At 52.2% G+C, this 14063-nt stretch carries 12 protein-coding genes; 8 read left to right on the top strand and 4 right to left on the bottom strand.

What is annotated here, in order from left to right; all coding sequences use genetic code 11:
* Positions 1 to 60 precede the first annotated feature (60 nt).
* Positions 61 to 894, top strand: a complete 834-nt coding sequence (locus tag NVS78_RS10355) for a PepSY-like domain-containing protein (protein ID WP_286359128.1) — start codon at positions 61 to 63, stop codon at positions 892 to 894.
* A gap of 633 nt (positions 895 to 1527) precedes the next feature.
* Here NVS78_RS10355 and NVS78_RS10350 read toward each other — a convergent pair.
* Positions 1528 to 2991, bottom strand: coding sequence for a relaxase/mobilization nuclease domain-containing protein (locus NVS78_RS10350; RefSeq protein ID WP_286359127.1), 1464 nt, complete (start codon positions 2989 to 2991; stop codon positions 1528 to 1530).
* The gene (locus NVS78_RS10345; protein ID WP_286359126.1) at positions 2966 to 3385 is read right to left on the bottom strand and encodes a plasmid mobilization protein; all 420 of its coding nucleotides are present in this window, start codon (positions 3383 to 3385) and stop codon (positions 2966 to 2968) included. The genes NVS78_RS10350 and NVS78_RS10345 overlap by 26 nt, the downstream gene beginning before the upstream one ends.
* Before the next feature lie 1479 nt (positions 3386 to 4864).
* Between NVS78_RS10345 and NVS78_RS10340 the strand changes: the two genes are divergently transcribed.
* The 7 genes from NVS78_RS10340 to NVS78_RS10310 all read left to right on the top strand — a co-directional run bounded on the left by NVS78_RS10340 (position 4865) and on the right by NVS78_RS10310 (position 11973).
* Complete coding sequence (locus NVS78_RS10340; RefSeq protein WP_273406570.1) at positions 4865 to 5014, top strand: helix-turn-helix domain-containing protein; 150 nt, start codon at positions 4865 to 4867, stop codon at positions 5012 to 5014.
* A gap of 3 nt (positions 5015 to 5017) precedes the next feature.
* A complete protein-coding gene (locus tag NVS78_RS10335) occupies positions 5018 to 5323 on the top strand; it encodes a helix-turn-helix domain-containing protein (protein ID WP_286359125.1) in 306 nt (101 codons plus the stop codon).
* 728 nt (positions 5324 to 6051) lie between these two features.
* Positions 6052 to 6702, top strand: a complete 651-nt coding sequence (locus tag NVS78_RS10330; RefSeq protein ID WP_286359124.1) for a recombinase family protein — start codon at positions 6052 to 6054, stop codon at positions 6700 to 6702.
* A gap of 262 nt (positions 6703 to 6964) precedes the next feature.
* On the top strand, positions 6965 to 8158 hold the full coding sequence (locus NVS78_RS10325; RefSeq protein ID WP_286359123.1) for a DUF3575 domain-containing protein: 1194 nt from the start codon (positions 6965 to 6967) through the stop codon (positions 8156 to 8158).
* Positions 8159 to 8170: 12 nt separating this feature from the next.
* Entirely contained in the window at positions 8171 to 9223 is a 1053-nt protein-coding gene (locus tag NVS78_RS10320; RefSeq protein WP_286359122.1) for a DUF6562 domain-containing protein, read from the top strand.
* Positions 9224 to 9235: 12 nt separating this feature from the next.
* Entirely contained in the window at positions 9236 to 10033 is a 798-nt protein-coding gene (locus tag NVS78_RS10315; protein ID WP_286359121.1) for a DUF6562 domain-containing protein, read from the top strand.
* Positions 10034 to 10071: 38 nt separating this feature from the next.
* Positions 10072 to 11973 (top strand): DUF6562 domain-containing protein, encoded by a 1902-nt coding sequence (locus NVS78_RS10310; protein WP_286359120.1) that lies wholly within the window; start codon positions 10072 to 10074, stop codon positions 11971 to 11973.
* Between the two features lie 381 nt (positions 11974 to 12354).
* Here the strand turns inward: NVS78_RS10310 and NVS78_RS10305 are convergent, their stop codons facing one another.
* The gene (locus NVS78_RS10305) at positions 12355 to 12780 is read right to left on the bottom strand and encodes a virulence RhuM family protein (RefSeq protein ID WP_286359119.1); all 426 of its coding nucleotides are present in this window, start codon (positions 12778 to 12780) and stop codon (positions 12355 to 12357) included.
* Between the two features lie 12 nt (positions 12781 to 12792).
* The gene (locus NVS78_RS10300; protein WP_286359118.1) at positions 12793 to 14019 is read right to left on the bottom strand and encodes a site-specific integrase; all 1227 of its coding nucleotides are present in this window, start codon (positions 14017 to 14019) and stop codon (positions 12793 to 12795) included.
* Positions 14020 to 14063: the final 44 nt, after the last annotated feature.

Raw genomic sequence — 14063 nt, 5'->3', positions numbered from 1 at the left:
TTTGTATTTTTCAGACAGCTTTATCTTTCGTCGGATAGAAATTTAATAAACTATATGAAGATGATGAAAAATGGAATTTTGGCGGTCGTTATCGGTTTTTTCGCTTTTTTTGCGGCTTGTAGCGATGACGATCATAACGGAGGGAAAAATACTCCCGGAAAACAGGTTATTGAAGCGTTTCAGGCAAAATACGCGACGGCCTCGAATGTGGAATGGAAGATGGATAACGGGTATGCCCGGGCGGATTTTACGTTTGAAGGAAAAAGTTGTGAAGCATGGTTCTCTCAATCCGGTAAATGGTTATTGACGGAAACGGATTTGTCGTATAATCAATTGCCTTCAGCCGTTAAGACAGGATTTGAAGCCGGAGCTTACTCCACCTGGAAAGTAGAAGATGTCGAGATGCTGGAACGGTTGAACATGTCTTTATCCTATCGGATAGAGGTGGAACAGGGACAACAGGAAAGAACGCTTTATTATGATGAGGAAGGAAATTTGGAGCGGGAGGCCGATGACAACAGTATTACGGATTTGCCGTCGGTAGTGGTCAGTTTTATTCAGAAGAATTATCCACAGTCTGTCATCGTTGATTCCGATTTCTTGATCGATGGGCGTAAGATTGTCACTATTTTGGATGAGGGACGGGTAAAAGAGGTTTTATTCGCATCGGACAACTCGTGGATTCAGACTCAATGGAAAGTACTGTTGACGGAGTTACCTCAGCCTGTCCTTAATACTTTGAAAGGAAATGCTTTTGTAGGGTATACTCCGATCGGAGCCGAATTCAGAGAGTATGCGTCGGGGGATGACGTATACCGGATAGAGTTACAAAAAACCGGAAGTCTGAATATGTTTGTCGAGATTTATGCAGACGGATCTTTATCTCTTGATTGATTTAACAAATAGATAAAAAGCTGCTTCAAAATGATTTTTGGAGCAGTTTTTTTGAGATAAGTTTTCGGTTCGCTCCGTGCATAAACTGACGTTGTTGATTGAAACAAGCCTTATAAAAGGGATGGAAGGCTCTTCATGCGGAAAATTTTTCATACCTTTAAAGTATGAAAGAAAAGGGTATAAAAATTCAATACGCGTCTGATTTATCACTAAATCCGTGCAATAGGTTTGAAATTAGGAATTTGCACGGCAGTTGATGGGATAAGGTAACGATTAGGCGACGGTTCTATTTTCCGCTTCTTGCGCTAACGTTCACCACTTCAAATAACTGATGTAAAAATAGTTAAAATATCCTTGAAAAGCAAATGAAATTTTGTTTTTGAGGAATTTCCGGGGCTTGTTTGCTTTCCTCCCGCCGCAACACTTTCACCTCTCCGATACCTTGCCCCGGCGGTCGGCACGACCGCCACACCCATTCCGCACCCCGGCCTTTTCCAATCGGTAGCGACCAGCAAGAGACAGAGGGTATAAGCTGCAAGGCCGCCCGTGAGGGCGCTCCGTATAGCCTTGCAGCTTATACCCCCTGTCCGTACCTTTGCGTCCGATTGGAATGGGCCTTATCTTTTTTCGCCGTTACATTTTCGGCCCCTGCGATTTCTTTTTGGGCGGAATGGAGGGTACGTGTAGTTCTTCCTTGCGGGAGCGTTCGGGCTTGGGTTCTCTCGGATCGCTCCAGTCCTCTTTATAGGTTTCGTCCGATGGATTCTCTTTCCACAGGTACGGCCTTGCGGTTTGCCCGTGTCCTCCCCACCATTGAACGAGTGCGCGGACTACGAAACCGCCTTTTATCAAATCCCTGTCCATACGGCGCATGGTGTATTTTCCATACTTGACCCACTCGCACGGGTCTTGTTTAACGTAAGCCTTTCCGCGTGTCAGTTTGTCGTCCATAACTAAATAGCCGTCGAAGGTTTCCCCTTCATATTGCATTCCTTTGATGTAAACGGGTTGTCCGTCCTTGATCTCGCGCACCTGTTCGTCCGTAAGCCGTATGCCGAATATACGCGGGTTTCGGTTTATCTTCTCTTGCGATAGCAGTTCCTCAGTCAGTATATCCTGTCCGGATGTGCGGTTTACCCGGAACCGGGACGTATTGCGGTATCCGTTCTCACCGTAACTGCACTTCAATCCTTGCGGCGAGTATAGCCGCCTTTGTTGTTCGGGCGTCAGTTTCATGCCACGTATCTCTGTTCTGGGTTCCGGTGTGGACATCGGTACGGCCTGCGTCTGCTGCTGGTGTTCTGTTTTCTGCCGTTCCCGTTCTGCCTGTTCCGTAACCCTCGCGGCCGTATTTGCGATGAACCGGTTTCGTTCTATAGTCTTCCACAAATTGGCATAACTGAACTTTCGATCTACCTGCGAGGCTTTGAACGTCAGGTTGTCTTTGGTAAAGGTTACGCCCTGTATTTCTTTGGCCGGATCATTACCCCGGTGAATAAACGTCGTTTCAATACCTTTATCCTGCAACCGTTCCGCGAGTTCCGGCAAGGATAGGCAATCCGGCAGTATCGCCTTTACCGCTTCGTAAACGGCATATTTCACTTTATCGGGCCTGTGCAGTTTCTCGGCCTTTACGTTCGCTTTTCCCTCGGAGAACGTAAGACCGTGTTTCTGCTTCATGGCCTTGCATATGGTCGTGCTCCGGATTCTCTCGTTATGGCTCCGCACTAACTTCGCATCGTATCTTACCCGGTTGTAAAGGATATGCAGGTGGGGATGTTCCGTATCGGTATGCCGTACTATCATGTACTGCGTATCGGTTATTCCCATACGCTGCATATATTCATGTGCGAGGTCGGTCATAAATTCGTCCGTAAGTTTCGGCACGTCGTTCTTGTGGAATGACAGTGAAATATGTCCTACGACCTGGGCTTTTTCGGGCCGGGCCTTACGCTGGAAATTGAAACTGCCGATCATGTCCTTTATACTCCGGGTATCTATTCCGTCGCTGTCGAGCATACGGGCATGGCCGCTCTTCTGGGTCAGGTAGCGCACGGCCCCGCCGAACGACTTACCCGTTACTATTTTTGCGATCATAGAAATATCCCTTTATATATTTTGCCAACCGTTCGTAAAACTCGATCAGCGTCATAAGCCGGACGGCAATATCGTCCATTCCTTTTTGGGCGTTGGCGATCCGTGCCAGTTGGTTCAGGTTGTTTCCCTGTCGGGCGAGTTCCGCGACTGCGGCGAGTATCGCAGGCGGAATATGCCGTGGCGGTTGCCCCGTAAGTACCTTTTCCCGGCAATAGGTGGCAAGGTCCGTTCCGGCTACTTTCGCCTCGTTTTGCAGTCTCTCTTTCACTTCGGGCGTAACATGGAATTTGACCTCTGCGGAACGTTTTTCGGCTATGGCTTTGGGCGGTCTGCCGCCTTTGTTCCGGCTGTCGGTTAGGTTATTTGCCATAGCCCGCCCCTCCTTTCTTTTCACTTATGGCAGCGCGTTTCCCGACCGGGCGACCGAGAGGGAGCCGGTCGGCGGCATCCGGGATGCCGAGAGTCCCGAATCCCCTGCGACCGACGGGAGCGGGGGATGTTCCGGCGTGCGACCATAGGGAGTGCGTCGGGCGGGACAGCCCCGCAGGGCAAGGTTGCCGGAGCGTCCGGGAAGCCCCCGGATGGGGGTTTCGAGGGCCTCCGGATACAACCTTGCTGCCTTTGCTCTCGGGAGCGTCCGATGCCGGGGCCGGGGCCCCGATCACGGCACGCCGAAGCTGCCCCGGTTGCCCCGCCGCACAGAGCGGGCGGTGGCAAGGGGCGGCGAGTGCGGGACGCACCGCATCGACGTTCACGCCGGGAAACGGGCGGGTGTACGGAAAGGTTCAGAGGCCGGGAAGGGTCGGATAGGCTGGAACGTTTAGGCGACCTAACGGGATGGCGGCAACGGTCGGATTACTCACAAGGATAATGGACGAACAGGCTGTAACCTGTGGCTGGAAAGTTCAGCGGGGGCGGTATGCGATGCCCCGGCGCGGTAAGGATCGTGTTTTCACGGGCGGTATGATTTACGTTCGGTTGCCAAGATAACGCATTTACCTTTACGTTGTTGCGCCCGGAAGTTCTTTGCCGTATGTTGCAGCGTATTGCACCACTGACAGGTGGCGCATATAGGGAAAGCGAGAGAGTGCGGAGGTAAGAGGCGGGCGGCCGTAAATGAGGATCAGTCACTATACGCACACAGACAGGAAAAGCCATACCCTGACTTCAGGGAAAAAAGGACAAAAGCGCCCCGCCCGTAAACAGGAGGAGAAAGCGGCGGCTTATCCGGGTAGAGGAGCAAAGTAGGTGGCCCGGCAAACGCCGTTGCCGGGCTTTCCGGCCTATTGGTCTTCCTGTTTACATATCATTGCCAGCGCCAACCGACGCCGACCGCTGCCACAAACGGCCATCTGTCCCCCGACGTAAAACATTACGCAAGAAACAACCGTTAAGGGTTTGTAAGGCAGTAATGTTCCGCAATGGGAAACCGGACAGGAGCGGACTATCGGTGACTATCAGTGACATCAGACGGTAAAACGGGACAATCTGCTCGTAACGGATATATATTGCGGGCAGAAAACAATTACTAAAACGTGCAAAGATGAAAAACCGAGCACACCGGATACGGGACGAGTGAAGCGGCCCACGGGAAAAAAGGAAACCGGCGGAATGCCACACGGACGGCGAAGCCGGAAACAGGATGAAGGACGCAACCTACTTTCCGATGCGGATAAGGTACAGTAGGAAACGGTGCGTCACCAAACCGATTATTAACCGAAAAACGATTGAAAAGATGGAACAAGTGATTTGTATCGGGGAGAAAACATGAACGGCCCTCCTCGACAGGCTGAACGAGTTATCCGCCCTCGCCGTGCAGGTACGGCAAAAGTTCGACCCGCAGACCTCCGACGGATGAATCGACAGCGCGGACGTGTGCCGCCTGCTGAACATCACCAAACGCACCTTGCAAACCTATCGGGACAAAAGGATTTTGCCCTACACCAACGTAGGCGGCAAGTTTTTCTATCGGGGGAAGGACGTGGCCGAATATCTCAAAAACAGAACCGTTAAAAATCAGTAGGCCATGTCGTGGGATTATTTGAACAGCGAGAGCGAAGAAGTGAAAAAGGCTTTTTCGCAGATACGGGACACGGAACGGGCATTGCAAAAGGCGATAGACAACTACCGTCCTTCGGTCACGGGGGAATACTATCTTAACGGGGAGGAAGTATGCGAATACCTGCATATCTCCCCGCGCACACTCCAAACCCTGCGAGACAGGCGGCAAATACCCTATACAGTGATTAGCGGCAGAGTGTTCCTCTATCCCGAAACAGGGATACGTGAAGCCCTATATAAGAATTTCAGACCGATTGAAGATCCGTTCTAAATCTACGAATGGGCCAGGCATAACGAAGCCGGGACACAGGGCCTAAACGTTCCTTGCGTCCCGGTTTTTCATTCAGTATGTTTCGTCTATTCGTATCGTATACAAAGTACCACATTAAATCCCATCTCCTCCCAAAGTACTTGCCTATAACCAGAACGGATTCGATAAGGGCACGGGGTTGGTCCATGAGCGGTATCCGCGAATCTGCGGACAGACATTTCAGCATCGCACCGCGGCGTCAGCTACAACAACGGTACCAGGGATACGGTTAAGGAAGTCCTATTCGTATCCGGATCCGATATACGGCCGTTCCACACCGGCTCGGTGATCGGATTATAAATCCGAATGGGTGTCGGGACAAGGATCGTTTAACATATTTGCCTTTCTTTTCAACTCGGCAACCTTTCCATTCACCTCGTATAAATGGAATATACATATTGTTTCCGAAATCTGTCGAATGGTATTTCTGACCATACCATATTGGCTACAGATGGTCGCTACGCTTCATCCTCGGCTCATCAAGGCCACTATCCGGGTTCGGTCTTCGATGAGTCGTTGCAGCTTTTTGCCGCTTCTTTGACGACGTCCGAATGTTGGGCCTTACCCCCCCCATGTGTTTTTGGGTTTGGCACATTCACTCTATATGCGGTCTATTTCTGTTCGCCTAAATCACCCGATTACCTTTATCTCCGAAGAGGCGCCGTTGCCTCCGTTAAAAAAGTTAGAATATGATCATAGGTTATTTGCGAGTGAGTACGGGTAAACAAAATCTGGGTAATCAGCAGGATGAAATCCGGCGTTTTGCCGAGAGCAGGGATTGGACGATAGACCGTTGGGTCACGGAGGTCGTAAGCGGCCGCAAGAACGAGCGGGACCGCAAGCTCGGGACTTTGTTGCGGCGTATGAAACGGGGTGATACGCTGGTCGTCACCGAAATTTCACGGTTGAGCCGCACGCTGACGGACGTCATGGCAATCATGGGCAGATGTCTCAAAAAGGAGATCAATCTCTACACGACCAAAGAGGGTTACTCTTTCGACAATTCGATCAACAGCAAGGTGCTGTGTTTCGCATTCGGGCTGGTTGCCGAAATCGAGCGTAATCTGATCTCGATGCGGACCAAGGAGGCGCTTGCCATGCGTAAGGCCGAAGGCGTGGTCTTGGGGCGACGCAAGGGCAGTTACACGAAATCCAATGTATTGATCGAGAACCGGCAGGCCGTCATCTCCCTGTTGAATCAGGATCGGACGATAAACGACATCTGCCGCCTGTACGGCCTTTCGCGCGATACGTTCGATAAGTTCCGTCGCAGTCAGCCGCTCGTACAGCAGGCCGTTGATGAAAAGGAACGCCGTCGAAAAATAAACTTCAAAAAATAAAAGATATACGTCGGTCGGTCTGCCGACGGTGGGGATGCCGGTTTATATGTTGGTTAAAACGTTCGATTTTTCGGGTATCAGAGAAATCGAATACAAAGGCGGTTATATAGTATTTTAAGGCCAGGACAAATTACTGACTGAAAAATATTTGAAGATTTTTTTGCAAAAAACATTCAGCATATATAATTTTACCGCTGGAAACCAACGAATAAACATACAAAAGAACTTTTTTGTCTGTTTCGATGGAAATATATAGCAACGAATGATTTGTTCAGAAAAAAGCATTTCAGGCCGCGGATGTCGCCCGAGATCGCTCCGCGTGGTTTTTTTGCTCGGCTTCCTGCTGTACGGTTTGACCGTTACGGCACAGGAGACGGGCCGCGATGTGTCCGTCGGCACCCGTGAGGGTCTTCGGCAGAAGACAAGCTCGCTCTCAGAGGGGAAGCAAGATACGGTCATTTTCCGATTCGCTCCGAAACGACGGATGTTCTGGGCCGACTACAAAGGAAATGCGGCTGCTATCGATTCGCTTACCCGATCCATCCGACAACACAAGCTTTCGATCGAATCAGGCGGCGTGAAAGTGCGTGTATTGGGTTTCTGCTCCTCTTACGGCTCTTTCAAAGAGAACCTTGCGGCCGCAAAGAACCGAAGCAATCAGGTTAAATCCTATTTTATCGTTCACGAGGGATTGAAAGAAGATCATTTCAGAACGACGAATTCCACGCGACGGTGGCGTGGAATGACAGATGTGATTGTTGTAGCCTATATGTCTTCGAATGCGAAGGCGGATACGGCTCCCTACATCCTGCCCGAGAGAGACATCGCACCGTCCGATTCTTTGTCCGGAAACGAAAAATCCGAAAACCAACCAGAACCGGAGGTAGTGCTTCAGCCTGAACCGGAACAACCGGTCGTTACGGAACCGCAGGCCGAAAAGCCCGTCCGGCCGGATGCTCCCCGCTACTGCTGGGCCGTCAAGACCAACGTAGCCTATCTGGCCGCAACGGTAGCCAATCTCGGCGTAGAGTACAGTTTCGGGGAGCATTACTCGGTCGATCTGCCGATCATATACAGCCCCTATACCGTAGCCCGCAGCTACCGTCTGCGCTTTCTGGCCATCCAGCCGGAGTTCCGCTACTGGCTCGGCAGTCCAATGAAGGGGCACTTCTTCGGGGCGCATCTCAACATCGGGGCGTTCAACATCTCCGTCGACAAGAAGAACCGCTACCAGTCGCCGGACGGCTTCTACGGCGTGGGCCTCAGCTACGGTTATGCGCTGCCTTTCGGACGCCATTGGGGCGCGGAGTTTACGATCGGCGCTGGATATGTCCACACCAAGTACGACACTTATTACAATATCCCGAACGGCGCTCGCTACGAAAAGGGAACCCCGTACAATTACTGGGGCCTTACGAAAGTCGGGATCAATCTGGTTTACCGGTTCGGAAAATAAGGAGGAGCGGCAATGAAAAAAACGATACTATATACTGCGTGCTTGCTCGTCCTGATGATGACGGGCTGCGACAAGATCGTGTTGGAATTTCCCGAAGGCGGGGGCGTCGATCCGACGCTCGTGCAGATGAACCTTTCGCTGGAGGTCGATCCCTCGATCGAACTTTATACCCCCTCGCGCTCCAAAGCCGCAAGCGTGGATGATACCCACCATGTGCGCTGGATCGTCGAGGTGTTCCGTGACGAGATCGGCGGTGAACCCGTCGAGCGGCGTGTCCTCTGCTGCGACAAGGCTGTGAACGGACAGCACACGATCAACACCACGCTGTCGCTTCATGCCGCCCGGTACCATGTCGTGGCATGGGCGGACTATGTGGACAAAGGCTCTATGGAGGATAAATACTATACGGTAAGTTCGCTATCGTCGATTTGCATTCCCGAACCGGGGGACTATATCGGCGACGAGAAGCATAAGGACACCTATGTAGCCTGCAAGGAGTTCGACCTGACGGGCTACCGCGACCGCTGGAACGAGACGGCGGAGTGCGCAATGACGCTCGAAAGGCCGATGGCCCGGATCGAGTTCATCACCACCGATGTAGACAAGTTCCTCGACAACCTCGCCCGGCGCAACGCGAAAAACGCGCAAACTTACGGCGCTGTGGCGGACAACCTGCTGGGCAGCATGCCCGACCTCTCATCCATTCAGGTTACGGTGGAGTACGCGTGTTACTTCCCGTCGGGCTTCAACGCCTATACGAACAAGCCCAACGACGCCTGTACGGGATTGTCGTTCGGCTGCTGCATGACCCCGCTCACGGACAAGGAGGCGCACCTGGCCGGCGACCATATCTTCGTCAACGGCACGGAGTCGGCCGTCACGGTTAACTTGACCCTGCGTGACGGCGAGGGCAACCTCCTGAACCGCATCGAGGAGATCAACGTCCCGATCGTGCGGGGCAAGCTGACCGTGATACGCGACGAGTTCCTCACGCGCAGCTATGCGCCCGGCATCGGTATAGACCCCGGTTTCGACGGGGAGATAGACATCGTAATCCCCGATTAAAACGACTGAACGATGAAAAAGATATTTTTCCTGTTTTTCATTTTGCCTTTTTTGACCGGTTGCAGCAAAGAGACGGCGCCGTTGCCGGAGCCCTCGCCTGTCGGCGGCATCCTCTCGGTTCGTTCGCAGGCAGCACTCTCGAACGAGCCGCAAAGTGCGGCAGAGGTCCCAAGCAAGGCCGCGACCCGCGCCGCCGGCGACGCGGCGCTGACCTACACCTTCGAGGCATGGACACGCGACGCGAATTCCCGCTGCGTACTGCATAAAACGACCAGCGGAACCCTGACGGAAGCAGCCATCGAGATCGCGCTGATCCCCGGGAATTACGACTTCCTCTTCTGGGCCGACTATGGTCTGGGACACTACAACACCTCCGATCTGCGGCAGGTGACGCTCGCCGGGGCGCCGTATGTGCCGGGCAACGACCGGGACGCCTTCGCCTGTGTGCTTAAAGGGGTCGATTGGAACGGCGGCAACGGCGTCGGCGCCACGCTCACGCGCCCGCTGGCCAAACTGACCATGCAGAATACGACGCCATTTACGGACGCTAAAGTGGTATCGGTGGAATATCGGAGCATACCTACCCGCTACGATGTACTCTCCGGAGAGGCCTCCGATCTGCGAACGGTAAGGCTCACTTTCCCGAACACGACGGCCGGATCGGTCACGGTCGGCGAAGACTTCCTGTTCGTGCCTTCGGACGGACAAAACGCAGCCCTTACCATGACTGTAAGCGGCGTGACCAAGACGTTAGATGTCCTGCAACTGGAGCCCAACCACAAGACCAATGTAACGGCGACATTCGAATAGATCAGGAAATTGAATATTAACCTTTAATATACACGAGCATGAAAAAATCGTACCACTTGTTTATGCTACTGGGGTTAATAACGACCCTAACGGCATGTCAGAAAAATGAGATAGACTCCGGAGCAGGAGCTACCGCACAATCCTTCACAGTCACTATCCCGCAAGATGGCGTTCAGACCCGTGCGGTGACAGATGATTTCAGCAAAGGTACGTTCGTGAACCGTTGCATCCTTGAGATTTACCGGGGTGATGCGCTCTATTCGAGAATTGAAAAAGACGTCACGAGCCGTACAGTAACTTTCGACGACCTGCGTCTGGTTGCCTCACAAACCTACGACTTCGTGTTCTGGGCCGACTGCGCCGAGGGAAGTGAAGGTAATTTTACGGACAAAATTTATGTCACCGCGAACGGACTGACGCATATCGCTGAGAAAGGCGAGTTTGTCGGCAACTCCGACGAATGCGATGCCTTCTTCTACTGCCTGTCGAACAAGGAGGTTACCGGAGCATTCTCGGAATCTGTTACGCTCAATCGTCCTTTCGGTCTGCTGACGGTAAAAACCCTCGACCTGAACGAAATCAAGGACGAAAGCCTGAAGCCAACTAAATACACGGTCAACTTCAAGGGGCTGCCCAATGCCTTCAATGCCCGGACAGGCGAGGTAAGCGGCTCGGCAGACGTTACCTACACGGCGGAACTGGCCAAAGCGGACGGCACGATCTCGATGGACTTCCTCTGGGCTACCGACGACAAGGCTAACCTGGCCGACTTCTCGATGACCTTCTACAACGGCGACACGGAGATCGCCGCCAACGATGCTTTCAGGAACATTCCGATCCGTCGCAACTATAAAACCAATGTATCAGGTAACCTACTGACCAAGAAAGGAACGATCAACGTTACCATCAATCCGGAGTTCGAGAAGCCCGACATCATTGTAGTCGCCAGTGCGGATGAACTGATTGGGGCACTGAACGATCCCAATGTGACAAATATCAGCGTAGCATCCGATATCGATCTTTCAACGCAGAGCACTGAGGAGCTGACTTTCTCGACCTACAAGTCCATCGAAATCAAGGAAAACAAGACCATCCAGCTCGGTAATACAAATTGGCTTACGGCGGAAGAAGGCCTAACCCTGACCGGCGGAGGTATCATCGACAACTCCTCGGAGGATTACAGCGACCTGACTGTCGGTGAAAATGATCATTATCAGAAGTCGCTGATTCATGTCACGGGTGGAGATTGCGTAATTGAAGGCGTTACGCTGATCAATGATCCCGATTACCACTGGCACGCAACGACGGCCGATCACCCTTACAACAGCGCGGCCATCGCCTATTGGAACGATGCGAACGTGACCGTCAAGAATGCTCATATCGTCTCTGGGGAGTTCGCGATCTGCGGTATGGGGCGCGGAGGAGCCAATACCGGAAAGGTTACTCTGGTCGACAGCTATTTCGAGTCTACCTCTACGAATAAGAATAATGGTAAACATTGGGCTTACGCGATGCGTCTGTTCGGTTCTGAGGTACTGATCGAGAATTGCGAGGTCAAGGGTATTCAGGGGGCAGTTTCCATCGAAGAGAAAGCCAACGCCGAGATTCGCAGCGGCAAGTTCTATACGGTCAATACCCCTGGACAGAAGGATGCCTTTTATCCGCTGTATGTAAGCAGCGAGTGCGAGGTTACGATTATCGGCGGTGAGTTTATCGGAGCCAACAGCTGGTCCCCTCTGGCCGAAGGCACCAGTGCTGTCGTATCCGGCGACAATGACGCCGGTCGACCGAGCGGAAGCGTCGTCCTGAAGGGTGGCAAGTTCAGCGGCAAGGCCTACAATCACGTAACCAATACCGTTTATGCTCCGGTTGAAGGATGCAAGTGGCAGGCGATTGAAGATGACCCCAGCGGTTTGAAATGGGAGGTTGTTGCCGAATAGCGTTGAACTTACCAACTGTTTTACTAACCATGTAGAGTTTGTACGCGACCCAAGCAACGATGCGTACACGGAACTCAATACGACACTTACGAATAAGGACGGCAACACCGTTCCGGTCAAGAGCTTGTATTGGATATACGACGACGAGTGGTATGATGCCGTATGTTGGATCTGCAAAAGGACGTGTATGCGCTCTTTGCGGAGAATACATGGGGGAGGTACGCCTCGCATCCGCGTTCAATTACCGATGCGCTGGCTTGGAATAACACGAATGTCACTTCCGCAATCTTCAAGAACGGTAATCTGAAGTTATATTCGAGCGCCTCCAGAAATTTTTTCTGGAGGCGTTTCTATTATAAAAGGATTTTCTTCCAGATTTTTTCAGTTCGGCCGTTCTCCCGTTCTTATCGGGCCATAATTATACACGAGTATCACAGACGGTTCTTTGGATTTCCCTGTCCTGTGATGTGCATTTAAAGTATGCAAAACCCATTTCCGGAAAGCCTTTGCCCGGTAAGTTTCGGTGCGGAAACTCATGTAGATAATCGCTTCGAGCCCGTAAAGCGTTCCGAACCCACTCTGCCCGTTCCATGAAGGGTGGGTAACGTCGTGTTCCGACAACAGACGACTTTTGAATAACGCCCGCAGGTTATTGCGGACAGTAGCTTCGTACACCCCGAGCAACCGCGCGATCTCGTACTGTGTCATCCATATGTTGCCATCGACCAGCCGGGCCGTTACCGTACAGTTCCCGCCATCGTCTTCCGTTATCACGATAGAACCGGTATCTTCTATGTATTTTTTCATAGCAAGTGTGGGTTACGCAATCTTGAACTTATCGCCGATCCGCTCCCGCAAATTCGCCATATCCCGCCTTATCTTGTCGTTGGTGATTTTCGCATATATCTGCGTCGTGGTGATATGCTTGTGTCCTAACATCTTCGATACGGTTTCGATCGGAACGCCCTGCGACAGGCAGACCGACGTGGCGAACGAGTGCCGCCCGACGTGCGAGGATGGGACGAACGACAGTCCGGCACGCCGCGCTATCGTCCTCAATGAAATGTTATAAGAGTTACGGCACGGAACGGGAAAGACCGCACCGCCCGGCAGCGAGAGGCGACGGTATTTCTCCACGAGCTGTTTCGCCACGGGCAGCAACTGAACCCGGAACGGCGTGCCCGTTTTCTGCCGACTGTCGATAATCCACATATCCCCGTTAGGGTCCGTATGCAGGTCGTCGTGGGTCAGCTTCTTTACGTCGGCATAGGCAAGACCCGTGAACGTACAAAATACGAAAATATCCCGGACGATAGCCGTTTTATAATGGGGCAGGTGCGCGTCTATGACCTGCTGTATCTCGTTCTCGTCCAAAAAACGGCGTTCACGGGATTGGGGAACGACCCACACGTCCGGAAAGGGGTGTACGCTTATCCAACCTTTGCTAACAGCTAAATAGACCATAGCGTGTAGTTTTTTGAGCGTCTGGAAAATCGTAGTGGAGCGAAGTCCCCGAACGGTCGAAAGGTAGACGACGAACTTCTCTGCAAACTCCCGTTTCAACTCCCGGAACGGAATATCGCTTAACCCGTATTCGTATTGCAGGAACGCGGCCAGACGGTCGCGCCGGGTACGGTATTCCCGCAAGGTTCCCTCGGAACGATCCTTGCCTACGCGCTTACCCGCGAACTCCTGTAAATATTCGTCGAAAGTTTGCAACAGCAGGCGGTGTTCGTCCCCGAAGCCTAACCACGCATTTTTAACCTTCTCGGCAGTGACAAAACTATCCCGGTCGCTGATGCGCTGGTATTGTTTGCCGATGTTGGTTTTGATGTTCTCTAACTTTTCATTGATCTGCCGGGCCTCCACGCTCTTGCCTGCCGCACGGTTGCCCTCGGTGTCCCATAATTTCGGGGATACGGACAGTTTGCAACTGAACTGCGACACCGTGCCGTTGATGGTGATACGGCCCATAACGGGAACCTTGCCGTTTTTCTCGCTTTGCCTTTTCAGATAAAAAAGGACTTTGAAAGTGCTGCGCTTCATAACTCTAAATTTTACTGTTAATAGTACGCTGATTAGAGTTATTT

Source organism: Gabonibacter chumensis (assembly GCF_024741215.1).
GTDB classification, from domain to species: domain Bacteria; phylum Bacteroidota; class Bacteroidia; order Bacteroidales; family Marinifilaceae; genus Gabonibacter; species Gabonibacter massiliensis.
Note: the sequence above shows the minus strand (reverse complement) of the source record. Positions and strands in the feature narration are given on the sequence as shown.